Below are 26,535 nucleotides of genomic sequence, written 5' to 3'. Positions count from 1 at the left end.
CTACCTGACGGATACGCTGCCGAGCGTGATGCAGTGGCGAGCCGGGACCGTGGTCGAGCAGGTGCGTCGATGGCCGGGCGCCGTGGAGTACTCCGTGGCCCTGGACGAGACGGCCGATCCGCCTGTTCGGGCGCTCGCTTACACCGCGATGGTCGGCGAACCCGCCGTCGGCGAGCGGGTGCTGCTCAACGCGTCGGCCCTGCTGCGCGGGCTCGGCACCGGGGGGCTCGCGTTCGTCGTGGCCCGCACCGACCACCTTCCGGCCGACCCGGAGACCGGACCCGGGCACATCGTCAAGGCGCGGTACACCCCGATGCAGCAGATGCTGCTCGCCGTCGACGAACAGGACAGCCCGCACCACGCTGACCTCGCCGACGCCGACGACCTCGCGGGGATGCCGGTGGTCGTCGCGGACCTGCACTCCGCCCTCCCGGCGGTGCTCGCCGGCATCCGGTCCACTCACCCGCACGCGAGGGTCGCCTACGTCATGACCGACGGCGGTGCCCTCCCCGCGGCGTTCTCGAGAGCCGTCGCAGGCCTCACGGATGCCGGGTGGTTGGCGTCCACGATCACCGTCGGCCAGGCGTTCGGTGGGGACCACGAGGCGGTGACGACGCACACCGGCCTGCTCGCGGCGCGGCACGTCGTCGGTGCGGACGTCGCCGTCGTGACGCAGGGGCCGGGCAACGTGGGCACCGGCACCCGGTGGGGCTACTCCGGGGTCGGGTGCGCCGACGCCCTGCACGCCGCCGAGGTGCTCGGCGGACACGGCATCGCGTCGGTGCGCGTGTCTGGTGCCGACCTGCGCGAGCGGCACCGCGGCATCAGCCACCACAGCCGCACGGCCTACGGTCGCGCCCTGCTCACCGCGGCGGACGTCCCCGTGACCACGCTGCCGGATGCCGAGCTCGACGCGCTCGTGCGTGAACAGCTGCGCACCCTGGTGATCACGGCGCGGGCCCGGCTCACGGTGGTCGAGGTGCCTGCCGACGGACTGCTCGAGGCACTGCGCACCTCGCCCGTCGCCCTGAGCACGATGGGGCGGGGTCTGGATTCAGACCCCGCCCCGTTCCTCGCGGCTGCCGCCGCGGGCGTTCATGCTGCTGCGTCGATCGATCCCTCGGTCAGCGGACGTCCATGAGGTCGACCACGAAGATCAGCGTCTCGCCGGGCGCGATTGCGCCACCGGCGCCGCGCTCGCCGTAGCCCAGGTGCGGCGGGATGGTCAGCTTGCGCCGGCCGCCGACCTTCATGCCGGCGATGCCCTGGTCCCAGCCGGCGATGACCATGCCGACACCCAGGCGGAAGTCCAGCGGCGCGCCGCGGTTCCACGAGGCGTCGAACTCCTCGCCGGTGGAGTGGGCAACACCGACGTAGTGCGCGGACACGGTGCTGCCCGGGGTGGCCTCGGCGCCGTCACCGACGGTGATGTCCTCGATGACGAGGTCGCTCGGGACCTCGCCCGGGAAGTCGATCTCGGGGCGGGTGGGCTCGGTGCTCATGGGTGGTCGCTTTCGTGCAGGAGGGGTGTCAGGACGAGTGGTGTCAGGGCGAGATGCGTCAGTACGCGGCGAGGATGTCGACGACGAAGACGAGGGTGTCGGTGCCGGCGATCTTCGGCGGGCTGCCGGCCTCGCCGTAGCCCTCGGCCGGCGGGATGACGAGCAGGAGTCGGCTGCCGACCTTCTGCCCCACGATGCTCTTGTCCCAGCCCGAGATGACCTGACCCTGACCAGCGGCGAAGTCGAAGTACGGCTGCTCCGGTCGGTTGGCGCTGGAGTCGAAGACGCTGCCGTCCTTGAGCAGGGCGCCGGTGTAGGAGACGCGCACGGTCTGGCCGGCCTTGACCTCAGGCCCGGTGCCGGTGATGAGCGGCTGGACGACCGTCTTGGCAGGTGCCTTGGCGCCCTTGGGGACGGTGATCGTCGCGGGCTTGCCGTCGTTCATCGTCACGGTCGGAAGGCCCGCCTTCGGGGCGACCGCCTTGCCCTCGGCCTGCGCGAGCACCTTCGTCGCGCCGACGACGTCGACGACGAACACGACGGGGTCGTCGGCCGTCATCGCGAGGTCGGGGTTGCCCTGCTCACCGAAGGCGTCGGCGGGGGTGGACGTGATGAGCACCCGCGAGCCGATCTTCTTGCCCGGAAGCTGGCTCTTGAACGAGCCGAAGAGGTCCTGCGCGCCGAGGTCGAGGCCGACGGGCCCGGTCTCCCACGTGCTGTGGGCCTGCTTGCCGTCGGTGCCGTTGAGGATGATCGCCTGGATCGAGACGAGGTCGTCCTCGGTGATGGCGGCGCCCGTGCCCTCGGTGAGCACCTTGGACTCGGTCTTGGTCACCGTGACCGGGGCGTCGACCTTCACGGTGGGCGCCTTCTTGGCGTCAGTTCCCTCGACGGTGATGGCGCTCAGGGCCGCTGAGGTGCTGGCGGTCGGGGCGCTCTCCTCGCCACATCCGCTGAGGACGAGGGCGCAGGCCAGGGCGGCGGCGGACAGGGTGGTGGTGACGCGACGTGACACGTGTGGAACCTTCGGTCGGGGGTGCTGCCCGGCAGCGGGCAACGGTCATCCACGATAACCGCGCCCCTTGTGAGGTTGCACATCGCAGGCTGGGAGAACGCTGGATGCCGTCCCCGCCACCCCGGCTCGCTCAGGCGGTCATGCCCTCGATGAGGCGCTCCACCCGGGCATCGACCGCGAGGAACGGGTCCTTGCACAGCACGGTGCGCTGGGCCTGGTCGTTGAGCTTGAGGTGCACCCAGTCGACGGTGAAGTCCCGACGGTTGGCCTTCGCCGCCCGGATGAAGTCGCCCCGCAGCTTGGCGCGCGTCGTCGGCGGCGGGTTGACCTTGGCCGAGAAGACCTCGGGGTCGCTGACGACCCGGGCCGCCCGGCCACGCCGCTGGAGCAGGTAGAACAGCCCTCTGCTGCGATCGATGTCGTGGTAGGCGAGGTCGATCTGGGCCAGCCGGGGGTGCTCGAGGGGCAGGCCGTTACGGGTCGCGTAGTCGTCGAGCAACCGGTACTTGATGACCCAGTCGATCTCGGTGTCGACGAGGCCGAGGTCGTCGCTCTCCACGGCCTGCAGCGTGCGCCCCCACAGCTCGAGGACCCGTTCGTGCAGCGGGTCGGTCGCGCCTTCACGCTCGATGAACTCGCAGGCCTTGGCGTAGTACTCCCCCTGGATCTCCAGGGCGCTCATCTGGCGGCCGTTGGCCAGCCGCACGGGCCGCCGCCCGGTGCGGTCGTGGGAGATCTCGCGGATCGCGCGGATGGGGTTCTCCAGGGTGAGGTCGCGCTGGACGACGCCCGCCTCGATCATCCGCAGCACCAGGTCGGCTGAGCCCACCTTGAGCATCGTCGTGGTCTCGCTCATGTTGGAGTCGCCGACGATGACGTGCAGTCGGCGGTAGTGCTCGGCGTCGGCGTGCGGTTCGTCGCGGGTGTTGATGATGGGGCGGCTGCGCGTCGTGGCCGAGGAGACGCCCTCCCAGATGTGGTCGGCCCGCTGGCTGACGGCATACGTCGCGCCCTTGGACGTCGCGACGAGCTTTCCTGCGCCACAAGTGATCTGGCGGCTGATGAGGAAGGGAAGCAGGGTGTCCGAGATCGAGGAGAACTCCCCGGCCCGGCGCACGAGGTAGTTCTCGTGGCAGCCGTAGGAGTTGCCCGCGGAGTCGGTGTTGTTCTTGAAGACGTAGATGTCGCCGGCGACGCCGTCCTCGCGCAGCCGCTGCTGGGCGTCGACGACGAGCCCCTCGACGATCCGCTCCCCCGCCTTGTCGTGGGCGACGACCTGGCGAACCGAGTCGCACTCGGCGGTGGCGTACTCGGGGTGGGAACCGACGTCGAGGTAGAGCCGTGACCCGTTGGTGAGGAAGACGTTGCTCGACCGGCCCCAGGCGACGACCTTGCGGAACAGGTAGCGCGCCACCTCGTCGGGGGTCAGGGTGCGCTGGCCCCCGGCCGAGCAGGTGATGCCGTACTCGTTCTCGATGCCGAAGATGCGGCGCCCGCCGGGGGTGCTCACGCGGGGGCGCCGTCGGTCTCGGGGCGCTGGGTCTGCGGGTTGGTCGTCGCGTCGCGCACCGAACTGGAGTCGTCGGCGACCGGGACGTCGCGGGTGGGGTCATCGCTGCTCAGCAGGCGCTCGAGCAGTGGGCCGGTGATCCGTCGGAAGGTGCGCCGCGGCCGGTGCCGGTCGAGCACGGCGACCTCGAGCTGGGACGGGCTGAGCTCACGGGCCGGGCCCCCTGCGGGGTCGGTGCCGAGCAGGCCGACGGCCAGGGTCAACGCCTCCGACAGGTGCAGCCCGGCGCGCCACTGCTCCCGCAGGCCGGTCTCGATCTGCTCCGCGCCGCCGCCCATGGCGACGAACCCGTGCTCGTCGGCGACGGAACCGTCGTAGGTGAGGCGGTACACCTGGTCGGTGTCCGGGCTGGTGCCGACCTCGGCGACGACGATCTCGACCTCGTAGGGCTTGGACTCCTGGGTGAACACCGTGCCCAGCGTCTGCGCGTAGGCGTTGGCCAGCCCACGGGCGGTGACGTCCGAGCGGTCGTAGGAGTACCCCCGCAGGTCGGCGTACCGCACCCCGGCCACCCGCAGGTTCTCGAACTCGTTGTACTTGCCGACGGCGGCGAAGGCGATCCGGTCGTAGATCTCGGAGACCTTGTGCAGCGCCCGGCTCGGGTTCTCGGCGACGAACGCGATGCCGTTGTCGTAGGCGAGCACGATGACCGAGCGGCCGCGCGCGATGCCCTTGCGCGCGAAGTCGGCCCGGTCCTTCATGAGCTGCTCGGGCGAGACGTAGAACGGCATCCCGGCGGTCATCGGGCACCTCCCGGGTTGTTGACGCGCGCGGCGATGATGGCGTCGACGACCGGGGCGATCTCGTCGTCGAGCAGGAAGCGGGCGCCGGAGTCGTCGACGATGCCGACGGAGGGCCAGATGCGGCGTCCGACGTCCGGGCCACCGGTGGCGGAGTCGTCGTCGGCGGCGTCGTAGAGGGCCTCGACGGCGCAGCGCACCGCGTCGTCGACCGTGCCGGAGCGGCGGTAGAGCTTCTTCAGGGCCCCGCGGGCGAACAGCGAGCCCGAGCCGACGCTGTGGTGGTCGTGCTCCTCGTAGCAGCCCCCGGTCACGTCATAGGAGAAGATCCGGCCCGTGCCCGCTGCGGGGTCGAAGCCGGCGAACAGCGGCACGACGGCCAGCCCCTGCATCGCCATGCCGAGGTTGCCGCGGATCATCGACGCGAGACGGTTGGCCTTGCCCTCGAGGGACATCAGCGCCCCCTCGATCTTCTCGTAGTGCTCGAGCTCGACCTGGAACAGCTTGACGAGCTCGATGGCCAGTCCGGCCGTGCCGGCGATGCCGACGAGACTGAACTCGTCGGTCGCGAAGACCTTGTCCATGTCGCGGTTGGCGATGAGGTTGCCCATCGTGGCCCGTCGGTCACCGGCCATGACGACGCCCCCGTCGTAGGTCAGCGAGACGATCGTCGTCCCGTGCGGGGCGTCGATCGCGGCACCTGCGGGCAGGCCCCGCCCGGAGGGCAGCAGGCTCGGTGCGTGGGCGGACAGGAACTCGGTGAACGACGACGACCCGGGCACGAGGTATGCCGTGGGGAGGCGGCCACCGTCGGCGTCGCGGGTCACTGGCCGCCCTTCTGGACGAAACCGCGCACGAACTCCTCGGCGTTGGACTCCAGCACCCCGTCGATCTCGTCGAGGATGTCGTCGATCTCGCTCGTGCTGATGACGGGTGCCGCGCTCGCCGCCTCGGGGGCGTCGTCGGGGCCGCCGTCATCGCGACGCTGTGGCTTGATCTGCTCCTGGCCGGCCATGGTGCTCCCTCGTGTGTGCGTGAGACTGGTTCGAGCCTAGTCGCCAGAGCCCTGGCTGCTGCGTGCCAGGGCCTCCAGCAGCGCGGCGGCGTCCGGGGCGTTGCGGACCAGGTCGCCCACCCCCGCCTCGGTTCCGCGCAGCGGTTCGAGCATGGGGACCCGCTGGAGGGTCCGCTGACCCCGCACATCGAAGATCACCGAATCCCACGAGGCCGCCACGACGTCGTCCGGGAAACGTCGCAGGCACTCACCCCGAAACCACGCCCGGGTGTCGGTGGGGGCCTGCGTGACCGCCGCGCGCACGGCATCCTCCTCGACGAGCACCTCGAGACGACCAGTGGCGGCGAGGCGGTGCGCCAGCCCACGGTCCGCCCGCACGTCAGACCACTGCAGGTCCACGGCCTTCAGCCGCGGGTCGCCCCACCCCAGGGAGTCACGCTCGCGATAGCCCTCGAGCACGGCGAGCTTGGCGACCCAGTCGACCTCGCGGCGGGCCTGCATCGGGTCGCGCGAGAGCCGGTCGAGCACCGTGCCCCACCAGTGCATGACCTCGGCGGTGTCCGGGTCGGGCTCGCCACCCGAGGTCTGCGCGACGAAGGCCGCCGCGCGGTCGTGGTACTCCCACAACAGCTCGAGGGCGGTCATCCGGCGGCCGTCGACGAGTTCGAGCGTGGTCTTCAGGGTCGGGTCGTGGGACACGGCGTGCAGCGTGGCCACCGGGCGGCGCACGGAGAGGTCGGCGACCACGGCATCCGCCTCGATCATGGCGAGCACGAGGGACGTCGTGCCCATCTTGAGCAGGTTCGCCACGTCGGCGTGGTTGGCGTCGCCGATGATGACGTGCAGGCGGCGATAGCGGTCGGCCACCGCGTGCGGCTCGTCGCGGGTGTTGATGATCGGGCGCTTCAGGGTCGTCTCCAGCCCGACCTCGACCTCGAAGAAGTCGCTGCGCTGGGCCAGCTGGTAGCCGGAGGTGCGCGAGTCGACCCCGATGCCGACGCGGCCCGAACCGCACATGACCTGCCGGACGACGAGGAACGGCGTGAGGTGCCGCACGATGTTGGCGAACGGCGTGGCCCGGGACATGAGGTAGTTCTCGTGGGTGCCGTACGACGAGCCCTTGCCGTCGGTGTTGTTCTTGTAGAGGTTGATGCCGGGGGGGATCGTCGCCAGGCGGGCGACGGCCTCGCGCATGACGAGCTCGCCGGCGCGGTCCCACGTGACCGCGTCACGGGGGGTCGTCACCTCGGGTGAGCTGTACTCGGGGTGCGCGTGGTCGACGTAGAGGCGGGCGCCGTTGGTGAGCACCACGTTGGCCAACGTCGGGTCCTCGCCGTCGGTCAGCTGGCTGGGGTGGGCGATCCCCCGCCCCATGTCGAAACCCCGCGCGTCGCGCAGCGGCGCCTCGTCGGCGTAGTCCCAGCTGGCCCTCGCCGGTCGGATGCCGCGGGACGTCGCGTACGTCGTGACGACATCGCCCGAGGCGACCATGGGATTGGCGCTCGGGTCCCCCGGGACGACGATTCCGTACTCGGTCTCGATCCCCATCACCCTGCGCACCGTCATGGCTCGACCATACTGACCGCGTGCGCAGCTACCGCGGAGTCTCCCACCTCATCGCCGCGGTCTCGTTCGCGGCGACCCACCGTGGCCCGCCCATCGAGGCACTGGACCACGACGGCATCCACCGGGCGCGCACCGCGGTGCGGCCCACCCATCCCCTGCTGTCGTGGGTGACGGGGCGCCCCGACCCGGCCGTCGGCATCACGTTCGGCACGGCACCTGCCCGCGATGACCACGAGATCCCGCTGCGGATCTACCGCCCCCGGGCCCTGCGGGACAGCCGCACCGACGTGCCGGTCGTCATGTGGTTCCACGGCGGCGGCTGGGTGCTCGGCAACGTCGTCGACGACGACCCGATCTGCACCTTCCTCGCGGCGCAGGTGGAGGCGGTCGTCGTCTCGGTCGACTACCGGATGGCCCCCGAACACCGCGCGCCGGTGGCGGTCAACGACTGTGTGGACGCGACGACCTGGGTGGGGGTGCACGGTGACGTGCTGCACGCCGACACCGCCCGGATGGCCGTGGCCGGTGACTCGGCGGGCGGCAACCTCGCGGCCGTGGTGGCCCAGGTGCTGCGCGACCACGGCGACAGCAGACTTCGACACCAGGCCCTGATCTATCCCGCGACCGACGCCACGATGAGCTCACCCTCGGTGCACCAGAACGCGAACGCGCCCATCCTCACCAAGCGGTCGATGGTGACCTTTCGCGACCACTACCTCGGCCCCGGCCACGACCGGCGCGACCCCCTCGTGTCACCGCTGTTCGGTCGGCTGGAGGGACTGCCACCCGCGCTGGTGCAGACGGCCGACCTCGACCCGCTGCGCGACGACGGCATCCGGTACGCCGAGGCCCTGCGGGCTGCCGGGGTGCCGGCACGGCTGACCAACTACCTCAAGGTGCCGCACGGCTTCGCGTCGATGCCGGGGGCGGCACCGACGGTGGGGCGGCAACACCGGTGGGAGCTCGCAACCGAGCTCCGAAGCGCCCTGTCGGCAACGGCCTGACGGTTAGGCTGCGGACATGCGCGAGGTCGTCGTCTTCTCCGGGTCGGCCCACCAGCCCCTGGCCCACCGCATCTGCGACGAACTCGGGGTGGATCTGTCGCTGACGGCACTGAGCCGCTTCAGCAACGACTGCCTCCAGGCCCAGCTGCTGGCGAACTGCCGCCAGCGCGACGTCTACATCGTGCAGCCGCTCGTCCCCCCGACGCAGGACTCGCTCATGGAGCTGCTGCTCATGATCGATGCCGCCAAGGGTGCCTCCGCGGGCATGATCACCGCGGTCATCCCCCACTACGCCTACGCCCGTAGCGACAAGAAGGACGCCTCGCGCATCTCGCTCGGGGGACGGCTGGTCGCTGACCTCATCTCGACAGCGGGTGCCGACCGCGTGCTGACGATGAACCTGCACGCGCCGCAGGTGCACGGCTTCTTCTCCGTGCCCGTCGACCACCTCACCGCGCTCGGCGTGCTCGCCGACCACTTCCGCGAGCAGGACCTCGAGAACACCGTCGTCGTCTCCCCCGACCTCGGCAACGCCAAGGACGCCACTCAGTTCTCGCGGCTCCTCGGCCTCCCCGTCGCGGCCGGGTCCAAGCGCCGGCTGGGGGACGACACCGTCGTCATCGACTCGATCGTCGGCGACGTCGAGGGCAAGCGGGCCATCGTCCTCGACGACGAGATCGCCACGGGCGGCTCGATCATCGAGCTGCTCGAGCGCCTGGCCGACCAGGGCGTCACCGAGGCGGCCGTCGCGACCACGCACGGCCTGTTCGCGGGCCGGGCCGTCGAGCGGCTGCGCGGTCACGCGATGATCAGCGAGGTCGTCACCACCGACACGGTGCCCGCCCCGAAGGACTGGCCGGAGCTTCGGGTGCGCTCCGTGGCCGGCCTGTTCGCCGAGGCCATCAACCGCATCCACGAGGGCGAATCGGTGTCGAGCCTGTTCGACGGCGTCGACCCCACCCACGCCCCGCCGCGGCAGAGCACGCTGTTCGACCGGGTCGGCTCGTGACCCGCACACTGCCGGCCGTTCTCGACGTCGCCCTCGTCGTCGTCTTCGCCGCCCTCGGCCGTCGCTCGCACGCCGAGGGCCTGGACGTGCTCGGGGTGCTTCGCACGGCTGCGCCCTTCGTCGCCGGGACCGCGGCCGGGTGGTTGGTCGCCAGCCTGACCCTGGACGTGGGCCCGCGCGAGCTGTCCTTCGGAGCAGTGGTGCTCGTGTGCACCGTGGTCGTCGGGATGCTGCTGCGTCGGGTGATCGGCGACGGCACCGCTGCCTCGTTCGTGATCGTGGCGACCACCGTGCTGTCGTTGATGCTCCTCGGCTGGCGAGTCATCGCCCGACTCGTCGCCTGAGCCGACCGGCCAGTCGAGAGGAGGCGACACGCCGAGCAGGGTGGCGCCCCTTCGGTGTGTTGCCTCCTCTCGACGGCGTCAGAGGTACTGGCCGGTGTTGGCGACCGTGTTGATCGACTTGCCGGGCTCGGTGCCCTCCTTGGTCTTGATGAGCGTGCGGATGTAGACGATCCGCTCGCCCTTCTTGCCGGAGATGCGCGCCCAGTCGTCGGGGTTCGTCGTGTTCGGGAGGTCCTCGTTCTCGCGGAACTCGTCGGTGCACGACTGGAGCAGGTGCTCGACCCGCAGACCCCGCTGACCGGTGTCGAGGAAGTCCTTGATGGCCATCTTCTTCGCGCGGTCGACGATGTTCTGGATCATCGCCCCGGAGTTGAAGTCCTTGAAGTACAGGATCTCCTTGTCACCGCCGGCGTAGGTCACCTCGAGGAAGCGGTTCTCCTCCTCCTCGGTGTACATCCGCAGCACGACGGCGTCGATCATCGCCTGCACGGTGGCCTGCTCCGAGCCGCCGTTCTGGGCGACGTCGTCCGGGTGCAGCGGCAGGGTCTCGACGAGGTACTTGGCGAAGATCTCGCGCGCGGCCTCGGCATCCGGACGCTCGATCTTGATCTTCACGTCGAGGCGACCTGGGCGCAGGATGGCCGGGTCGATCATGTCCTCGCGGTTCGAGGCACCGATGACGATGACGTGCTCGAGGCCCTCGACGCCGTCGATCTCGGAGAGCAGCTGCGGCACGATGGTCGTCTCGACGTCGGAGGAGACACCCGACCCGCGGGTGCGGAACAGCGACTCCATCTCGTCGAAGAACACGACGACCGGGTAGCCCTCGTTGGACTTCTCGCGGGCCCGCTGGAAGATCAGCCGGATGTGGCGCTCGGTCTCGCCGACGTACTTGTTGAGCAGCTCGGGGCCCTTGATGTTGAGGAAGAAGGACTTGCCGGGTTCGCGCCCCTCCTTCTCGGCGACCTTGCGGGCCAGGGATGCCGCGACCGCCTTGGCGATCATCGTCTTGCCACAGCCGGGCGGGCCGTAGAGCAGCACTCCCTTCGGGGGCTTGAGCTGGTGCTCGGTGTAGAGGTCGGGGTGCAGGTAGGGCAGCTCGACGGCGTCGCGGATGGCCTCGATCTGGCCGCTCAGCCCACCGATGTCGGTGTAGTCGATGTCGGGGACCTCCTCGAGCACCAGGTCGGCGACCTCGGCCTTGGGGATCCGCTCGAAGACGAACCCCGAGCGCGACTCCAGCAGCAGGGCGTCACCGGCGCGCACGGTCTCACCGTCGAGGGAGGCCGCCATGCGGCAGACACGCTCCTCGTCGGCCTGGGCGACGACGAGCACGCGGCCGTCCTCGAGGACCTCCTTGCACAGCACGATCTCGCCGACGGTCTCGTAGCCGTGCACTGCGACGACGTTCATCGCCTCGTTGAGCATGACCTCGCGGCCGGCCTGGAGCGAGTCCGCGTCGAGCGCGGGGCTGACGGCCACGTGCATCTTGCGCCCGCTCGTGAGGATGTCGGCGGTGCCGTCCTCGAAGGTCTCGATGACGATGCCGTAGGCCGCGGGAGGCTGCGCGAGCCGGTCGACCTCGGACTTCAGCGTGACGATCTGCTCGCGGGCATCCCGAAGGGTGCGCACCAGTCGTTCGTTCTGCGCGGACATCGTCGCGAGCTGGGAGCGCAACCCGGCGAGGTCCCGTTCGAGGGTGCGCAGCTGGGCGGGGCTGGCCTGCCCCTGCGCGCGCAGGGCGGTGATCTCGGCCTCGAGTGACTCCCGCTGGGCCTCGAGGCTCTCGCGGGTGCCCGCCTGCTCGGCCGTGGGCTCGTCGGTGCTCATGGTCGACGATAACCCGCGTGCGTCACGCAAGCGGTGAGGTGTCGGTCACCGATCGCACCACGCGGCGAACGCGCTTGTCGGAGGGGACCCGCTCGCCGATGGCCTCGGGGGTCCAGTCCTGCTCGGTCGCCTCCTCGCCGGTGACGTATCCCTTGCCCGGGCGGCGCTTGCGCAGCGGGGGCGTGACCCCCGGTGCGAGGCGGCGGGTGGTGATGAGGAACCCGGTGTGCCCGTGCATCCGGTGCTGGGGGCGCACGGCCAGACCCTCGAGGTGCCAGCCGCGAACCAGCGTCTCCCAGGCCTGGGGCTCGGTGAACAGGTCGGCGTCGCGCATGGCCTCCGCAACCTTCGACAGCTGGGTTGCCGTCGCGACGTAGCAGAGCAGCACCCCGCCGGGGGCGAGCGCGTCGGCGACGACGTCGAGGCACTCCCACGGCGCCAGCATGTCGAGCACGACCCGGTCGATGCTCCCGTTCTCGACCGTGCGCGGCAGCGCCTCCACGAGGTCACCGACGGTGACGGTCCAGGCGGGGTGGTCAGCACCGAAGTACTCGCGGGCGTTGGCCTTGGCGATCTCGGCGAAGTCCTCGCGGCGTTCGAAGGAGTGCAGCCGGCCGGTCTCGCCGACAGCGCGCAGCAGCGACATCGACAGCGCTCCGGAGCCGACCCCGGCCTCGACGACGACCGCGCCCGGGAACATGTCGGCCATCATGACGATCTGGCTGGCGTCCTTGGGGTAGATCACCGCGGCGCCCCGGGGCATCGACATCACGTAGTCGGCGAGCAGCGGGCGCAGGGCGAGGTACTCGACGCCGGCGGTGTTCTTGATCGTCGAGCCGTCCGGGGCTCCGATCAGGTCGTCGTGGGCGAGGTATCCCCGGTGGGTGTGGAACTGCTTGCCGGGGGCCAGCGCGATGGTGTGCATGCGGCCCTTGGGGTCGGTCAGCTGGACGCGCTCGCCCGCGGTGAAGGGGCCACGCCGCAGCTCGGCGCCGGTCGGTGAGGTCATGGGCGGGGAGTCTAGTTGCGGCGACGCAGGTGGCGTTCGGCCACGGCGTTGAGCCGCTCAGCGGTGACCAGCCCCCGCACCGCGCCGTTCGACACCACGACGACCACCCCGGAGCCGGACAGCGCCATCGCGCGCAGCAGTGGCTCGACGCTGGCGCCGGGGGCGAGATCGATGAGGGAGGTGTCCGGCAGCCGCATGAGCAGGGAGGACGCCGGGGTCGCCGGGTCGAGGGTGGTGAGGTCGGGGACGGTGGCGGATGCCGTCGGCATCAGCAGGAGCGGACGCCCCCGGTCGTCGAGGGCCAGCAGCCGGCGGTCGGCGCCGATCAGGTGACCGACGGGCGTGTCTGCGCGGATGATCCCGACGGCCTCGATGACCTCCTCGGCGTCGAGCCGGTCGAGCAGCCGCTCGAAGGGGGCTCGGCGCAGCGCCGCCGTGGCACCGGACCACAGGACCCAGGCCATGACGGCGACGAGGAGCAGCCGGAACGGGTCGAGGACGCCCTGCACCACGGGCAGGACTGCGAAGAACACGACCACCGCGATGGCGAGGAGGCGGCCCAGCCAGCCGGCGACGAGCAGCGCGGTGTCCCGGCGTCCGCTGACCTTCCACACCAGGGAGTGCACGACCTGCCCACCGTCCAGCGGAAGGCCGGGCAGGAGGTTGAAGGCGGCGAGCAGGAGGTTGATCGCGACGAACCACCAGAGCACGAACTGCGCCACCGGCCCGATCAGCACCAGAAGACCGATCCACCCGATCCCCGCCAGGGCGAGGTTGGCCAGCGGGCCGCTCACCGCGATCGCGGCAGCCCTCCCCGGGGTCGAGCCGGTGCCGTCGTACGACGTGTGACCACCCCACAGGGTGGCGACGATGCGGTGCACCCGGAAACCCAGCATCCGGCCGGCCACGGCGTGGGCGATCTCGTGCCCCAGCACCGCGGTCAGGATGCCGAGGACGAGCCACCCGGCGTACGCGATCCCCGTGGTCGTCCCGAGGTCGCGGCCCGCCTGCCAGCCGGTCCACGCGATGAAGGCGCCGAGGATCAGCCAGGTGCGGTCGAGGTAGACCGGCACCCCGGCAACCCGGCCGAGCCGGATCGAGCCGGATGGTGCTTGCGGGTCGGGCATGCCACGGACCCTACGTGAGGCTCGCGCCATACTTGTCCTTGCCCGTTCAACCCTGAGTGAGACGACTCGACGTGACTGCTGCCCACCGCCCTGATGCCACCGCCGACCTCACCGCAGCCCTGCGCGAGCGGGTCCTCGTCCTCGACGGGGCGATGGGCACGATGATCCAGGGGTACGGCCTGTCCGAGGCCGACTACCGCGGCGACCGGTTCGCCGACCACCCGGAGGACCAGCAGGGCAACAACGACCTGTTGGCGCTCACCCAGCCCGACATCGTCACCGCCATCCACCGGGCCTACCTCGATGCGGGCTCGGACCTGCTCGAGACCAACACCTTCAACGCGCAGCGGATCTCGCTCGCCGACTACGGCATGCAGGACGTCGCCTACGAGCTCAACGTGGCGGCGGCCGCCCTCGCGCGCGCCGAGTGCGACGCGATGACGGCCCGCACCCCGGACCGCCCGCGCTACGTCCTCGGGACGATCGGGCCGACGAACCGCACGGCATCCATCTCCCCCGACGTCAACGACCCGGGCGCCCGCAACGTCACCTTCGACGAGCTCGTCGAGGCCTACCTCGAGCAGGCCCGCGGCCTCGTCGACGGCGGTGCCGACGTGCTCCTCGTCGAGACGATCTTCGACACCCTCAACGCCAAGGCGGCGATCTACGCCCTCGAGACCCTGTTCGAGGAGACCGACCGGCGCTGGCCGGTGATGATCTCGGGCACCATCACCGATGCCTCGGGACGGACTCTCTCCGGCCAGGTCACCGAGGCCTTCTGGTACTCCGTGCGCCATGCCCGCCCGCTGGCCATCGGCCTCAACTGTGCCCTCGGCGCCGGTGAACTGCGCCCCTACGTCGCCGAACTCTCCCGGATCGCCGACTGCTTCGTCTCCGCGCACCCCAACGCCGGGCTGCCCAACGCCTTCGGGGAGTACGACGAGACGCCCGAGGCGATGGCGCGCGTCGTCGGTGAGTTCGCGGCATCCGGACTGGTCAACATCGTCGGTGGGTGCTGCGGCACCACACCGGACCACATCGCGGCGATCGCCGACGCGGCATCCCAGGGCGTGCCGCGCCCGCCCGCGGACGTGCCGCCCGCCCTGCGCCTGGCCGGGCTCGAACCGTGCGTCATCGACGAGGACAGCCTGTTCGTCAACGTCGGCGAGCGCACCAACATCACGGGGTCGGCGCGGTTCCGGCGGCTGATCACCGAGGAGGACTACCCCACCGCTCTCGGGGTCGCCCGCCAGCAGGTGGAGGCCGGGGCCCAGGTCATCGACGTCAACATGGACGAGGGGATGATCGACGGGGTCGCGGCGATGGACCGCTTCCTCAAGCTCATCGCGACCGAGCCCGACATCTGCCGGGTGCCGCTGATGATCGACTCCAGCAAGTGGGAGGTCATCGAGGCCGGGCTCAAGGTCACCCAGGGCAAGCCGATCATCAACTCGATCTCCATGAAGGAGGGCGAGGCGGCGTTCCTCGACCACGCCAGGCTCGCGCGCAAGTACGGCGCCGCGGTGGTCGTCATGGCGTTCGACGAGGCCGGTCAGGCCGACAACCTGGCGCGGCGCAAGGAGATCTGTGGTCGCGCCTACCGGTTGCTCGTCGACGAGGTCGGCTTCCCCGCCGAGGACATCATCATCGACCCGAACATCTTCGCGGTGGCCACGGGCATCGAGGAGCACGCGGCCTACGGCGTCGACTTCATCTCGGCCACGGCCTGGATCAAGGAGAACCTGCCGCACGCCCTGGTGTCCGGTGGTGTCTCCAACGTCTCGTTCAGCTTTCGCGGCAACAACGTCGTGCGCGAGGCCATCCACGCCGTGTTCCTGTTCCACGCGATCAAGGCCGGCATGGACATGGGCATCGTCAACGCCGGTGCCCTGCAGGTCTACGACACCGTCGACGAGCGCCTGCGCGACGCGATCGAGGACGTCGTGCTCAACCGCCGTCCGGATGCCGCGGATCGCCTTCTCGAGATCGCCGAGGAGTACCGCGGCACCGGGGAGGTCGCGGATGCCGCTGCCGAGCAGTGGCGCTTGCTCCCGGTGCGCGAACGGATCACCCACGCGCTGGTCAAGGGGCTCGACGAGTTCGTCGTCGACGACACCGAGGAACTGCGCCTCGAGATCGCCGCGGCCGGTGGGCGCCCCCTGGAGGTGATCGAGGGGCCGCTCATGGACGGCATGAACGTCGTCGGTGACCTCTTCGGCGACGGCAAGATGTTCCTGCCGCAGGTCGTGAAGTCGGCGCGGGTCATGAAGAAGGCGGTGGCCCACCTCATCCCCTACATCGAGGCGGAGAAGGACGAGGCCGCCCGGCTCAAGAGCAAGGGTCTGGTCGTCACGGCCACGGTCAAGGGCGACGTGCACGACATCGGCAAGAACATCGTCGGTGTGGTGCTTCAGTGCAACAACTACGACGTCATCGACCTCGGGGTCATGGTGCCGACCCAGAAGATCCTCGACACCGCGAAGAAGGTCGGGGCCGACATCATCGGGCTCTCCGGCCTCATCACGCCCAGCCTCGACGAGATGGTGCGGGTGGCCGCCGAGATGGAGCGCCAGGGCTTCGAGATCCCGTTGCTGCTCGGCGGGGCGACGACCTCCCGGGCACACACGGCGGTCAAGGTCGACGGGCAGTACCACGGGCCGGTGGTCTGGGTGAAGGACGCGTCGCGGTCGGTGCCCGTGGTCAGCCAGTTGCTGTCCGAGGACCAGCGGGGTGCCTTCCTCGACGGTGTGACGGCCGACTTCGACGCAATCCGGGCCCGGCACGCCGCCAAGGCCGGCGAGCGGCCACTGGCCTCGCTGGAGCAGGCGCGGGCGAACCGTCCCGTGCTCGACTGGGCGTCCTACCGGCCGATGCGGCCCCACCTGCTGGCTCAGCAGAGCGCCGACCGGTGGTCGGGTCGGCCGGACGCGCACTGGCACCGGGCCGCGACCCAGTTCACCCGGGTGTTCGAGGACTTCCCGCTGGCCGAGCTGCGGCCCTACATCGACTGGACGCCGTTCTTCGGGGCGTGGGAGATCAAGGGCCGCTACCCCGACGTGCTGAACAACGCCGCGACGTCGGAGCAGGCGCGGTCACTGCTGGCCGACGCCAACGCGATGCTCGACCGGATGGAGCGTGAGCGCTGGGTCCACGCCCGCGGGGTGGTCGGCATCTTCCCCGCGAACGGGGTCGGCGACGACATCGAGGTCTACGCGGACGAGGCCCGCACCAGCGTGCTCACGACCCTTCGGGGGTTGCGTCAGCAGGGGCAGCACCGTGAGGGCGTGCCGAACAAGTGCCTGTCGGACTTCGTGGCCCCCAAGGAGACCGGCATCGCCGACCATGTCGGCGCCTTCTCGGTGACCGCCGGGCTGGGGCTCGAGGAGCGTCTCCTGGCGTTCAAGGCCGACCTCGACGACTACTCGGCGATCCTGCTCGAGTCGCTGGCAGACCGCTTGGCCGAGGCGTTCGCCGAGCGCCTCCACGAGAAGGTCCGCCGCGAGCTGTGGGGCTACGCACCGGACGAGCACCTGTCGATGGACGACCTCATCCACGAGCGCTACGCCGGCATCCGCCCGGCGCCGGGGTACCCGGCGTGTCCCGAGCACACCGAGAAGGAGACGCTCATGGCGCTGCTGGGCGGGGAGGAGCGCACCGGCATCCGGCTCACCGAGTCGATGGCGATGTGGCCGGGGGCGTCGGTGTCGGGGTGGTACTTCGCCCACCCGGACAGCCAGTACTTCGTCGTCGGCCGGCTCGGGCGCGACCAGGTGGAGTCGTACGCCCAGCGCAAGGGCTGGGACCTGCGCACGACCGAGCGCTGGCTGGGCCCGAACCTGGGGTACCAGCCCGAGGACTGATCCCGGGGCTGTTGATCCCGGGGCTGTGGATGCCGTGGCGCCGGTGTCGGTGGATCGGCATAGCGTGTGCCCCATGACTCCCGCACTGTCCCCGAGCCGCGCCGCGGACTTCAAGCAGTGCCCCCTGCTCTACCGCTTCCGCACGATCGACAAGCTGGAGGCTCCGCCCTCCCCTGCTGCGGCTCGCGGCACCTTGGTGCACGCGGTGCTCGAGCACCTCTTCGACCTGCCTGCCGAGCAGCGCACTCCCGAGGCGGCGTTGGCCCTGGTCGAACCGCGCTGGCAGGCGCTGGTCGAGGAGCGGCCCGAGCTGGCGACGATGATCGACGACGACGATCAGCTCACCGAGCAGGGCTGGTATGCCGCCGCCGGGGCCCTGGTCGAGCAGTGGTTCACCCTCGAGGACCCCACCCGTCTCGAGCCGGCCGCGCGCGAGCTCTACGTCGAGGCCGAGGTGGAGGGCCTCACCCTGCGGGGGTACGTCGACCGGCTCGACGTCGCGCCCGACGGGGCCATGCGGGTCGTCGACTACAAGACCGGTCGGTCCCCGAGCGAGCTCTTCGAGGCCAAGGCCCTGTTCCAGATGAAGTTCTATGCGCTGGTGCTGTGGCGCATCCACGGCACCATCCCGGCGTTGCTCCAGCTCGTCTACCTCGGTAACGGCGAGGTGGTGCGCTACTCCCCCGACGAGCGGGACCTGCGCGCGGTCGAGCGCAACGTGCGGGCGATCTGGGATGCCGTGGCGAACGCCGCGCGCACGGGCGACTGGCGCCCGCGCACCTCCAAGCTATGTGACTGGTGTGACTTCAAGGACCTCTGCCCCGCGTGGGGCGGCACTCCTCCCCCGCTTCCCGAGGGCGCTGGCCTGCTCGCGCTCGACCCCGCGCGTTCCGGTGAGGCCGTTCCTGCCGACGACTGAATGCCGAGTCCGCCGACTACCCCGCTGGTAGAAGTCTTTCCCGGGTCCGAACAGCATCGGCGAGGGTGGCCGGGTCATCTCCAGCGGCATGCGGGGACGCATCTGCAGACTCACCGTTCACTCGGAACGCTGTGGTCCGACACGGATCTCGGTTCGCCGGTACGGTCGAGGGCATGGCACCGTGCAGCCCTTCCCGAACCCTCGCGCGATCGAGGAGTCAAGAATCGCCCGGGATGGAGCACTTCCGTCGACGTGTTGCGACCCCTCGACTGGACGACTGGCGGGACGTCCGACCGTCAGCAGATGCGAACGTCGGGCGCCGGTCAGGACACCGCCAGCGCCGACTCCCGAGCCTGACGACCGAGCTCGGCCACCCGGCTCGGGGTGAGCCCGGCCAGCGAGTCCAGGTGCACGGCGCCCGCCATCTCGGGCACGGAGACGACGTGCGGCACCGCCAGCGTCGGCACCCCCGCGGCAACGGCTGAGCGCACCCCGGTCGGGGAGTCCTCGATCGCCACACAGTCCTGCGGTGACACGCCGAGCAGGCGGGCGGCGGCCCGGTAGGGCTCCGGGTGCGGCTTGCCGTGCGACACCTCGTCGCCGGTGACCACGACGTCGAAGGTGCCCTCGGGCAGGGCGCCCAGCACGGCATCCGCCAACGAGCGCCACGACATGGTGACCAGCGCACTCGGCACACCCTCGGCCTTGAGGGCCGCTAGCAGCTCGCGGGCGCCCGGCCGCCACGGGATGTGCTCGCTGACCTTGCCGATGACCCGGCCGAGCATCTCGTCGACGATCCGTTCCGGGGTCCAGTCGACGGCGGAGTTGTCGCGGATGAACGTCGCCGCGACGAGGAGGTCCTGGCCGACGAGCTGGTGGGAGAGTTCCTCGGTCCACGTCCCGCCGTGCTCCTCGACGATGTCGTGCTCCGCGGCGATCCAGTACGGCTCGGTGTCGACGAGGGTTCCGTCCATGTCCCAGAGGACTGCTGCGGGGAGGCTCATGGGACATGAGTCTACGGAGCCGTAGGGTGGTGCTCCGACGACGAGGAGGCCCCGGTGATCGAGCTCGACGACCTGCCCGAGCTGAAGGACGCGGTGATGATCGCCGCGTTCGAGGGGTGGAACGACGCTGGTGAGGCCGCCAGCGCGGTCATCGAGCACCTGGCCGAGATCTGGGACGCCGAGGTCGTCGCCGCGCTCGACCCCGAGGACTACTACGACTTCCAGGTCAACCGGCCGCGCGTCCTCCTCGAGGGGGGCAAGCGACGGATCAGCTGGCGCACGACGCGGGTGCTCGTCGCGACCGACACGCCGCTCGGGCGCGACGTCGTGCTGGTGCAGGGTGTCGAGCCGTCGTTTCGGTGGCGCGCGTTCGCGATCGAGCTGATGGAGCTCGCGCAGGCCACCGACGTGTCGATGGTCATCACCCTCGGCGCCCTCATGGCCGACGTCGCCCACTCCCGGCCGATCCCGGTCTCCGCGACCTCGGACAGTGAGGACACCCGCCACCGCCACGACCTCGAGATGAGCACGTACGAGGGGCCGACCGGCATCGTCGGCGTGCTTGCGGATGCCGCCACGCAGGTCGGCATCCCGTCGGTCTCGGCGTGGGCCGCGGTCCCGCACTACGCCGGTCACTCCCCCTCACCCAAGGCCACGCTCGCCCTGGTCAGCCGCCTCGAGGAACTGCTCGACGCCCCCATCGAGCACGCCGACCTCGACGAGGACGCCCGGGCCTGGGAGCGAGGCATCAACGAGCTCGCGTCGTCGGACAGCGAGGTGGCCGAGTACGTCGAGAGCCTCGAGGAGGCGCAGGACACCGCCGACCTTCCGGAGGCCAGCGGTGACGCCATCGCCAAGGAGTTCGAGCGCTATCTGCGACGGCGCGGCACGGACGAGCAGTAGCACCGGGCACTTCGCACGGGAAGCTTCAGGTTGACAAGGGAAATGAACCCTTGCTGACCTGAACCTTCCGGCACCGGGCGGGAAAGTTGGGGCGCGGGGGCGTCAGAGGCGGATGCCGAGGATCGCGTCGATGGTGCGTGCGAGCACCCCGGGGGCTGCGGCGTCGTCCCACTGACCGGCCAGGGTGGCGTCGGCCCACGCGTCGACCGCGGCCAGCGCCGCCCGGGTGTCGAGGTCGTCGGCCACGGCCGCACGCACGGCCGCGATCGTGGATGCCGGGTCGGCGCCGTCGTTGACCGACAGCGCTTCGCGCCAGCGCGCCAGACGGGCCTGTGCCCCCTCGAGCAGGGCCGGGGTGTACTCCCACTCGGTGCGGTAGTGCTGGTCGAGCAGCACGAGGCGGATGGCCATCGGGTCGACCCCCTCCGCGCGCAGCCGCGAGACCAGCACGAGGTTGCCCTTGGACTTGCTCATCTTCTCGCCCTGGTAGCCCACCATCGCCTGGTGGACGTAGTGGCGGGCGAACACGTCACCACCGGTGAGCGCCAACGCCTGCACGGCGCTCATCTCGTGGTGCGGGAACACCAGGTCGCTGCCACCACCCTTGATGTCGAACGGGTGGCCGAGGTGGCCGAGCGAGATCGCCGTGCACTCGATGTGCCAGCCGGGTCGGCCGGCTCCCAGCAGTTCGTCCTCCCACGAGGGCTCACCCTCACGGGCAGCGCGCCAGAGCAGCGGGTCGAAGCGCTGACGCTTCCCGGCACGCTCGGGGTCGCCGCCGCGGTCGCCGAACACGGCATCCATCTGCTCGTCGCTCCACCCCGAGACGCTGCCGAACGTCGGGGTCTGGGCCAGGTCGAGGTAGACGTCCTGCCCGGTGCCCTCGTCGGCCGGGACCTCGACCCCGTAGGCGGCGCCGCTCTCGACGAGGGCGCGCACCGCAGTCCTGATCTCTGGCATGGCCTCCACGACACCGATGTACGCCATCGGGGGGATGACACTCAGCGCGGTCATGTCCTCCCGGAAGAGGTCGATCTCGGAGGTCGCGAGCTCGCGCCAGTCACGCCCGTCGCGAGCGGCCCGCTCGAGCAGCGGGTCGTCGACGTCGGTGACGTTCTGCACGTACTCCACCTCGTGCCCGGCGTCGCGCAGCGCCCGACCGACGAGGTCGAAGGTCACGTACGTCGCGGCGTGCCCGAGGTGGGTCGCGTCGTACGGGGTGATGCCGCAGACGTAGACGCGGGCGACCGGGCCGACCTCCACCGGTCGCACCGAGCGACTCTGGGTGTCGTAGAGGGCGAGAGGCTCACCCTGACCGGGTACGGCGGGAACGAACGGCGAGGGCCACGACTTCACCGGGCCAGACTACGTGCCGCGGGCTACAGCGCCGGCCACGGGATCGCCGGCCACCCCGGAGTCGGCAGCGGATGCCGACGCGTGGCCAACAGGGTGCGGACCCTGGCCTTCAGGGCGGCAACCTCCACGGCGGTGAGCAGCGGCGCCAGGTCGGTGGCCAGCGACCCGTCCAGGGCCCGTGCGAGGGCGTCGAGGCGCGCGAGGTCGGCGTCGGGGATCTGGTCCCCGGCCCACCCCCACAGCACCGTGCGCAGCTTGGGTTCCACCCCGAGGCTGACACCGTGGTCGCACCCGCGCACGATCGCCCCCTCCCGCATCAGGTGGCTGCCCTTGCGGTCTGAGTTGTTGAGCACCGCGTCGAGCACCGCCACGGTGCGCAGCGCCGGTTCGGGGCTGTGTGACACGACGACCGGCTCACCCTGCGGGGTCTCGCCCTCGAGCACGACGAGCCAACCCGGTGGGACCGCGTCGGCTGAGGTGACGTCGACGAGCAGCTCTCGTTCCCCCTCCAGCGGCCCGACCCAGAGCTGGACCGAGCCGGGGCCGAACGGGCCCTCGCGCAGCACCGTCGGCGGGACCACCGCGAACCCTCCGGCGGCGCTGACGAGGTAGGCGGCCCGTTCGCGGGCGACGAGGGTGCCGTCGGGGTAGTCCCACAGGGGCCGCTCGCTGGACTCCGGCTTGTGGATGGCGAGCAGCGGCTCGGCCTCGTCGACCGGCCCCTGCACCGAGCAGAGCAGGGCACCGTTCGAGGAGTTGACGAGCCGGCCGACGGGGGTGAGGGTGCCTGCCGTCAGCAGGTCGACGAGCTCAGCGTCGGTAGCCGTTGGCACGAGGGCAGATGTGACCGGTCGGGTCCAGCGGCTGGCCGCAGAACGGGCAGGCAGGGCGGCCGGCGCTCACCAGTCGCGCGCTGCGCCGGGCGAAGGCACGCGCCTGCACCGGCGTCAGGACGACCCGCAGGCTCGTGACCTGTTGGTCCACGAGGGGCTCGAGACCGCTCAGCTCCTCGAGTTCGGTGGTGTCCAGGCCCTCGAGCTCTGCAGGGTCCTGGTCGTGGCACTCGATGATGATGACGCGGCGGTTGGGGTCCCAGGCCAGGGACAGGGTGTCGACGCGGAACTCGTCCTCGATCGGGGTGTCCAGCGGGTCGACGTCACCGTCGCCGAAGGGTTCGGTGGCCAGACCCTCGGCCTGTTCGTCGAGGACGTCGTTGATCCGGTCCGCGAGCACGCTCACCTGGACCTTCTCCAGGGACACCGAGTAGAGCCGGCCCTCCCCCCTGGCCTGGAGGAAGAAGGTGCGGCCACCGGGTGGCCCCACGGTGCCGGCGACGAAGCGCTCGGGTGGGTCGAAGACGGTGGTGGGCATGAGCACCACCCTAGATCGAGAAGCCCGTCGGCAGCTCGAGGCGGTGTCGAGCCATGAGGTCGGCGTCGCCGAGCACGGTGCGGGTGGCGCCGTCGGCGACGACCGACCCCTCGGACAGGACGACGGAGCGTTCGCACAGCTCGACGGCATACGGCAGGTCGTGGGTGACCATGAGCACGGTCACGTCGAGCGAGCGCAGGATTTCGGCGAGCTCCCTGCGCGACGCGGGGTCGAGGTTGGACGACGGCTCGTCGAGCACGAGGATCTCGGGCCGCATCGCCAGCACGGTGGCGATCGCGACACGGCGGCGCTGGCCGAAGGACAGGTGGTGCGGGGCCCGGTCGGCGAGGTCCGCGACCCCCACGAGGGTGAGCGCCTCGACGACACGGGACTCCAGCTCGGGGCCGCGCAACCCGAGGTTGGCCGGGCCGAAGGCGACGTCGTCGCGCACGGTGGGCATGAACAGCTGGTCGTCCGGGTCCTGGAAGACGATGCCGACGCGTCGACGCACCTCGAGCAGGTTGTCGCGGGACACCGGCAGCCCCGACACGGTGACCGACCCGGCGCCCGGGAGAAGGATGCCGTTCAGGTGCAGGACGAGGGTGGTCTTGCCGGCCCCGTTGGGGCCGAGCAGGGCAACGCGTTCGCCGCGGTGCACGTGCAGGTCGACCCCGAACAGGGCCTGATGGCCCCCGGGGTAGGAGTAGGCGACCCCGCGCAGGTCGAGGACGGGCACGCTCATCGGGCCCACACCAGGACTGAGGTGAGCGCCGCGATCACGGCCGGGGTGAGGGCCAGGGCCCACTGGGCCGGGGTGGCGGCGAGGGGCACGGTGGCGGGGTGCCGCCCGGACCACCCGCGGCTGAGCATCGCCAGGTGCACCCGCTCGCCGCGCTCGTAGCTGCGGATGAACAGCGCGCTCGAGCTCGAGGCGAGCGCGGGCCAGGCCCGGGGTGAGCGGGCGGCGAACCCGCGCGACTCGCGGGCGACGCTCATGCGGCGCATCTGGTCCAGGACGACGTCGGTGTAGCGAACCATGAACGCCACGATGAGCACGAGCTGGTCAGGGCAGCGCAGGTGCTGCAGGGCCAGCACGAGGTCACGAGGGCGGGTCGTCACGGCGAACGCTATCGCCGCCAGGACACCGGTGGTGCCCTTGAGCAACAGGGTCACGGCCGCCTCGAGCCCGGGCCCGGATACCTCCAGCGGCCCCAGCTGCACCCGGGGGCCGAGCGCGACGAACGGCATCACGAGGGCGAAGACGACGAAGGGGACCTCGACCACCATCCGGGGAAGCAGGAGCGAGACCGGGACCCGGGTCGAGGCGAGCACCACGACTGCCACCGCGAGCATGCCGAGCAGGGGCCAGTGGGCCCCGCGCGGCAGGGAGACGACGGCGAGGACGAAGGCGAGCAGGCCGACGAGCTTGGCGTGCGCCGGCATCCGGTGCAGTGGTGTGTGCCCGTCGACGTGCAGGTGTCGCGAGTGACCCCCGCCCACCTCAGCGACGGCGGCGCGACGAGCGCCGGACCAGCAGCAGGACGCCGGCCATGAGCGCACCGGTCACGAGCACGCCGACCACTCCGGCCAAGCCACCTGAGAGCCGGGCGTCGTCGACCCCGGAGACGGCGTAGTCCGCGAGCGGCGATCCGGCGACGGCAGAGTCGCGGGCGGACTCGCCGAAGCCCAGGGTCTCCCCCACGTACTCGAGGCCATCGGGGTGACCGGAGGCGTAGAAGGAGACGAGCCCGGCGAGGAGCAGGCTGATGACGACGCCGACGACGACCACGGCGCGGGTGGACCGGGGCGCGCGCTCGGCGCGCACGTCGGAGGAAGCGCCGGTGGTGCTCATGCGCTCACCGCCGACGTCCTGAGCTCGAGCGTCGGCAGCCGGCCCGCGGCACCGTGCACGAGATCGGGCCTGGTGGCCAGGATGCTGCTCACCGCCAGGAGCGTGATGGCGGCCTCACCCAGGCCGATGACCAGGTGCCAGCCACCCATCGCGACGGCCATCGAGCCGAGCGGCAGCGGCGTCGCCCCGCCGACGGCGTACAGCCCGACGAACGCCAGGGCCGAGGCCGGCACGCTGAGCAGGGCGGCGACACCGGCCGCGGCGCTCACCGAGGCGAGGGTTCGCGGCAGGATCGCCAGGACGAGACGGAAGACGCCGTAGCCCGCCCAGACGGCGACGACGCCCATGAGCACGATGTTCGTGCCCAGAGCGCTCACTCCCCCGTCGGCGAAGAGCAGCGCCTGCACGGTCAGGACGACCGTCATGCACAACGTCGCCGTCCACGGGCCGACGAGCACCGCGGCCAGGGTCGCCCCGATCAGGTGCCCGGAGGTGCCGACGCCCACGGGGAAGTTGAGCATCTGCGCGGCGAAGACGAAGACCGCGACCAGACCCGCCAGCGGTGCGGTGCGGTCGTCGAGCTCACGGCGAGCACCACGCAAGGACGCGCCGACGGCCACGACGGCCACCGCAGCCGTGGCCACCGACGTCGGTGCGTCGAGGAATCCGTCGGGGACGTGCATGCAGGCTCCTGCCCAGGGCTGTTGTTGCGACTTCTTTGCAACAAGCCTAACGACCGTCAGGGTCGCCGGCCACCATCAGGTGCCAGCGGGACTGTTCGGGGAACGGTCCGTGGTGCTCGAGCCGCCGTCACCACCGCCCACCGCCCCGTCTCCCGCCGGGGTGTGCCGTGGCACGGACACCAGGGGGGCGAGGTCGCCCGCCGTGGTGTTGCTCGCCAGCAGGACCATCCTCGTGGGCGTGACCTGCACGACGCTCAGGCTCCCCGGGTCGACGCGCACGCGCTGGAGGCCGGCCAACCCGGCCCCCACGGCCTCGGCGACGACCGCCTTGATGGGGTCGCCGTGGCTCACGGCCAACCACACGGCATCCGAGCCGTGGGCCGCCTCGACCTCGGCATCGAGGTCGCGCACTGCGCCCACGACACGCTGCGCCATGGTCAGCAGCGACTCGGCCCGGTAGACGTCGTGCGGCGGGAAGGTCGCGGCGGCCGGGTCGTCCTGGACCACTCGCCAGAGGTCGTCCTTGGCCGCCTGCGCCAGGTGCAGGCCGGTCCACGCCCCGTAGTGGCACTCGCCCAGCCGGTCGTCGGTCTCGGGTGCCGTGGCCGCATCCGCAAGAGCCAGGGCCGCGGTCTCGGCGCAGCGTTGCAGCGGACTGGCCACGGCCCGCGCGAGCGTGAGAGACGACAGCCGCCCGGCCACGTCGCGGGCCTGACGCCGGCCCCTCTCGGTGAGGCCGACACCGGGGGTCCAGCCGGCGAGGACGCCCTGCTCGTTGGCGGTGGAATGCCCGTGGCGCAGGAGCAGGACGATGGCCACGGGTCGACTGTATGCCGCCGCACCCCCATCGGACACA

At 71.1% G+C, this 26,535-nt stretch carries 26 protein-coding genes; 7 read left to right on the top strand and 19 right to left on the bottom strand.

The genetic code is table 11. From position 1 onward, the window contains the following. Window positions 1-25: 25 nt before the first annotated feature. Window positions 26-1,141, top strand: a complete 1,116-nt coding sequence (locus C8E84_RS02660; protein WP_159899257.1) for a DUF3866 family protein — start codon at window positions 26-28, stop codon at window positions 1,139-1,141. Here C8E84_RS02660 and C8E84_RS02655 read toward each other — a convergent pair. The 7 genes from C8E84_RS02655 to dop all read right to left on the bottom strand — a co-directional run bounded on the left by C8E84_RS02655 (window position 1,125) and on the right by dop (window position 7,408). Then, window positions 1,125-1,502: an FKBP-type peptidyl-prolyl cis-trans isomerase gene (locus tag C8E84_RS02655; RefSeq protein WP_159899255.1), complete on the bottom strand. Its 378-nt coding sequence runs from the start codon at window positions 1,500-1,502 to the stop codon at window positions 1,125-1,127. The two genes, C8E84_RS02660 and C8E84_RS02655, sit on opposite strands and share 17 nt — an antisense overlap. 58 nt (window positions 1,503-1,560) lie before the next feature. Beyond that, on the bottom strand, window positions 1,561-2,517 hold the full coding sequence (locus C8E84_RS02650; RefSeq protein WP_159899253.1) for an FKBP-type peptidyl-prolyl cis-trans isomerase: 957 nt from the start codon (window positions 2,515-2,517) through the stop codon (window positions 1,561-1,563). Between the two features lie 130 nt (window positions 2,518-2,647). After that, the gene (gene pafA / locus C8E84_RS02645) at window positions 2,648-4,027 is read right to left on the bottom strand and encodes a Pup--protein ligase (protein WP_159899251.1); all 1,380 of its coding nucleotides are present in this window, start codon (window positions 4,025-4,027) and stop codon (window positions 2,648-2,650) included. Further along, window positions 4,024-4,830 carry a proteasome subunit alpha gene (prcA, locus tag C8E84_RS02640; protein WP_159899249.1) on the bottom strand — a complete coding sequence of 269 codons (807 nt, stop codon included), beginning with the start codon at window positions 4,828-4,830 and terminating at the stop codon, window positions 4,024-4,026. Before prcA ends, pafA begins: the two co-directional genes overlap by 4 nt. After that, window positions 4,827-5,654, bottom strand: coding sequence for a proteasome subunit beta (gene prcB, locus C8E84_RS02635; RefSeq protein WP_159899247.1), 828 nt, complete (start codon window positions 5,652-5,654; stop codon window positions 4,827-4,829). Before prcB ends, prcA begins: the two co-directional genes overlap by 4 nt. Then, window positions 5,651-5,842 (bottom strand): ubiquitin-like protein Pup, encoded by a 192-nt coding sequence (locus tag C8E84_RS02630; protein WP_159899245.1) that lies wholly within the window; start codon window positions 5,840-5,842, stop codon window positions 5,651-5,653. The genes prcB and C8E84_RS02630 overlap by 4 nt, the downstream gene beginning before the upstream one ends. Window positions 5,843-5,878: 36 nt before the next feature. Next, window positions 5,879-7,408 carry a depupylase/deamidase Dop gene (gene dop / locus C8E84_RS02625; RefSeq protein ID WP_281348898.1) on the bottom strand — a complete coding sequence of 510 codons (1,530 nt, stop codon included), beginning with the start codon at window positions 7,406-7,408 and terminating at the stop codon, window positions 5,879-5,881. Window positions 7,409-7,428: 20 nt separating this feature from the next. On the opposite strand from dop, the gene C8E84_RS02620 reads away from it, so the two are divergent. Genes C8E84_RS02620 through C8E84_RS02610 form a run of 3 tightly spaced genes read left to right on the top strand, consistent with a single transcriptional unit; the run spans window position 7,429 to window position 9,765 of the window. Next, window positions 7,429-8,412 (top strand): alpha/beta hydrolase, encoded by a 984-nt coding sequence (locus C8E84_RS02620; protein ID WP_159899243.1) that lies wholly within the window; start codon window positions 7,429-7,431, stop codon window positions 8,410-8,412. Window positions 8,413-8,428: 16 nt separating this feature from the next. After that, complete coding sequence (locus tag C8E84_RS02615) at window positions 8,429-9,421, top strand: ribose-phosphate diphosphokinase (protein WP_159899241.1); 993 nt, start codon at window positions 8,429-8,431, stop codon at window positions 9,419-9,421. Next, window positions 9,418-9,765: a DUF3054 domain-containing protein gene (locus C8E84_RS02610; protein WP_159899239.1), complete on the top strand. Its 348-nt coding sequence runs from the start codon at window positions 9,418-9,420 to the stop codon at window positions 9,763-9,765. The genes C8E84_RS02615 and C8E84_RS02610 overlap by 4 nt, the downstream gene beginning before the upstream one ends. Before the next feature lie 78 nt (window positions 9,766-9,843). Here C8E84_RS02610 and arc read toward each other — a convergent pair whose 3' ends face one another. The 3 genes from arc to C8E84_RS02595 are packed head-to-tail and all read right to left on the bottom strand — an operon-like array spanning window position 9,844 to window position 13,731. Then, entirely contained in the window at window positions 9,844-11,595 is a 1,752-nt protein-coding gene (gene arc / locus C8E84_RS02605) for a proteasome ATPase (protein ID WP_159899237.1), read from the bottom strand. Window positions 11,596-11,617: 22 nt separating this feature from the next. Then, complete coding sequence (locus tag C8E84_RS02600; RefSeq protein ID WP_159899235.1) at window positions 11,618-12,604, bottom strand: tRNA (adenine-N1)-methyltransferase; 987 nt, start codon at window positions 12,602-12,604, stop codon at window positions 11,618-11,620. Between the two features lie 11 nt (window positions 12,605-12,615). Next, a complete protein-coding gene (locus C8E84_RS02595; RefSeq protein WP_159899233.1) occupies window positions 12,616-13,731 on the bottom strand; it encodes a site-2 protease family protein in 1,116 nt (371 codons plus the stop codon). A gap of 71 nt (window positions 13,732-13,802) precedes the next feature. On the opposite strand from C8E84_RS02595, the gene metH reads away from it, so the two are divergent. Next, entirely contained in the window at window positions 13,803-17,591 is a 3,789-nt protein-coding gene (gene metH, locus C8E84_RS02590; RefSeq protein WP_159899231.1) for a methionine synthase, read from the top strand. Between the two features lie 73 nt (window positions 17,592-17,664). Further along, complete coding sequence (locus C8E84_RS02585) at window positions 17,665-18,510, top strand: RecB family exonuclease (RefSeq protein WP_159899229.1); 846 nt, start codon at window positions 17,665-17,667, stop codon at window positions 18,508-18,510. A gap of 323 nt (window positions 18,511-18,833) precedes the next feature. Here the strand turns inward: C8E84_RS02585 and C8E84_RS02580 are convergent, their stop codons facing one another. Continuing rightward, window positions 18,834-19,514, bottom strand: coding sequence for an HAD family hydrolase (locus C8E84_RS02580; protein ID WP_159899227.1), 681 nt, complete (start codon window positions 19,512-19,514; stop codon window positions 18,834-18,836). Between the two features lie 54 nt (window positions 19,515-19,568). On the opposite strand from C8E84_RS02580, the gene C8E84_RS02575 reads away from it, so the two are divergent. Further along, window positions 19,569-20,417 carry a PAC2 family protein gene (locus C8E84_RS02575; RefSeq protein WP_159899225.1) on the top strand — a complete coding sequence of 283 codons (849 nt, stop codon included), beginning with the start codon at window positions 19,569-19,571 and terminating at the stop codon, window positions 20,415-20,417. Window positions 20,418-20,519: 102 nt separating this feature from the next. On the opposite strand, the gene mshC is transcribed toward C8E84_RS02575, so the two are convergent. The 8 genes from mshC to C8E84_RS02540 form a co-directional block, all read right to left on the bottom strand. Further along, entirely contained in the window at window positions 20,520-21,773 is a 1,254-nt protein-coding gene (mshC, locus tag C8E84_RS02570; RefSeq protein ID WP_159899223.1) for a cysteine--1-D-myo-inosityl 2-amino-2-deoxy-alpha-D-glucopyranoside ligase, read from the bottom strand. A 23-nt stretch (window positions 21,774-21,796) separates the two neighbouring features. Further along, a complete protein-coding gene (locus C8E84_RS02565) occupies window positions 21,797-22,606 on the bottom strand; it encodes an SCO1664 family protein (protein WP_211675352.1) in 810 nt (269 codons plus the stop codon). After that, window positions 22,584-23,144, bottom strand: a complete 561-nt coding sequence (locus C8E84_RS02560) for a DUF3090 domain-containing protein (protein ID WP_159899221.1) — start codon at window positions 23,142-23,144, stop codon at window positions 22,584-22,586. The genes C8E84_RS02565 and C8E84_RS02560 overlap by 23 nt, the downstream gene beginning before the upstream one ends. A gap of 10 nt (window positions 23,145-23,154) precedes the next feature. After that, window positions 23,155-23,886, bottom strand: coding sequence for an energy-coupling factor ABC transporter ATP-binding protein (locus tag C8E84_RS02555; RefSeq protein WP_159899219.1), 732 nt, complete (start codon window positions 23,884-23,886; stop codon window positions 23,155-23,157). Continuing rightward, entirely contained in the window at window positions 23,883-24,644 is a 762-nt protein-coding gene (gene cbiQ / locus C8E84_RS02550; RefSeq protein WP_159899217.1) for a cobalt ECF transporter T component CbiQ, read from the bottom strand. Before cbiQ ends, C8E84_RS02555 begins: the two co-directional genes overlap by 4 nt. A 1-nt stretch (window position 24,645) precedes the next feature. Then, on the bottom strand, window positions 24,646-24,996 hold the full coding sequence (locus C8E84_RS17625; protein WP_170296259.1) for a PDGLE domain-containing protein: 351 nt from the start codon (window positions 24,994-24,996) through the stop codon (window positions 24,646-24,648). Next, entirely contained in the window at window positions 24,993-25,679 is a 687-nt protein-coding gene (locus C8E84_RS02545; protein WP_170296258.1) for an energy-coupling factor ABC transporter permease, read from the bottom strand. The genes C8E84_RS17625 and C8E84_RS02545 overlap by 4 nt, the downstream gene beginning before the upstream one ends. A 75-nt stretch (window positions 25,680-25,754) precedes the next feature. Further along, window positions 25,755-26,498: an MSMEG_4193 family putative phosphomutase gene (locus C8E84_RS02540; protein ID WP_159899215.1), complete on the bottom strand. Its 744-nt coding sequence runs from the start codon at window positions 26,496-26,498 to the stop codon at window positions 25,755-25,757. Between the last annotated feature and the right edge of the window lie 37 nt (window positions 26,499-26,535).

The organism is Ornithinibacter aureus (assembly GCF_009858245.1).
In the GTDB taxonomy this organism is placed as follows: domain Bacteria; phylum Actinomycetota; class Actinomycetes; order Actinomycetales; family Dermatophilaceae; genus Fodinibacter; species Fodinibacter aureus.
The sequence above is the reverse complement of the archived record's forward strand: the minus strand, read 5'-3'. Positions and strand labels throughout refer to the sequence as shown.

Coding starts and splice junctions, on each gene's coding strand:
- C8E84_RS02655 (WP_159899255.1), bottom strand. CDS start 1,502: ATGAGCACCGAGCCCACCCGCCCCGAGATCGACTTCCCGGGCGAGGTC.
- prcA (WP_159899249.1), bottom strand. CDS start 4,830: ATGACCGCCGGGATGCCGTTCTACGTCTCGCCCGAGCAGCTCATGAAG.
- C8E84_RS02630 (WP_159899245.1), bottom strand. CDS start 5,842: ATGGCCGGCCAGGAGCAGATCAAGCCACAGCGTCGCGATGACGGCGGC.
- dop (WP_281348898.1), bottom strand. CDS start 7,408: ATGACGGTGCGCAGGGTGATGGGGATCGAGACCGAGTACGGAATCGTC.
- C8E84_RS02615 (WP_159899241.1), top strand. CDS start 8,429: ATGCGCGAGGTCGTCGTCTTCTCCGGGTCGGCCCACCAGCCCCTGGCC.
- arc (WP_159899237.1), bottom strand. CDS start 11,595: ATGAGCACCGACGAGCCCACGGCCGAGCAGGCGGGCACCCGCGAGAGC.
- C8E84_RS02600 (WP_159899235.1), bottom strand. CDS start 12,604: ATGACCTCACCGACCGGCGCCGAGCTGCGGCGTGGCCCCTTCACCGCG.
- C8E84_RS02595 (WP_159899233.1), bottom strand. CDS start 13,731: ATGCCCGACCCGCAAGCACCATCCGGCTCGATCCGGCTCGGCCGGGTT.
- C8E84_RS02585 (WP_159899229.1), top strand. CDS start 17,665: ATGACTCCCGCACTGTCCCCGAGCCGCGCCGCGGACTTCAAGCAGTGC.
- C8E84_RS02580 (WP_159899227.1), bottom strand. CDS start 19,514: ATGAGCCTCCCCGCAGCAGTCCTCTGGGACATGGACGGAACCCTCGTC.
- C8E84_RS02560 (WP_159899221.1), bottom strand. CDS start 23,144: ATGCCCACCACCGTCTTCGACCCACCCGAGCGCTTCGTCGCCGGCACC.
- C8E84_RS02555 (WP_159899219.1), bottom strand. CDS start 23,886: ATGAGCGTGCCCGTCCTCGACCTGCGCGGGGTCGCCTACTCCTACCCC.
- C8E84_RS17625 (WP_170296259.1), bottom strand. CDS start 24,996: ATGAGCACCACCGGCGCTTCCTCCGACGTGCGCGCCGAGCGCGCGCCC.
- C8E84_RS02545 (WP_170296258.1), bottom strand. CDS start 25,679: ATGCACGTCCCCGACGGATTCCTCGACGCACCGACGTCGGTGGCCACG.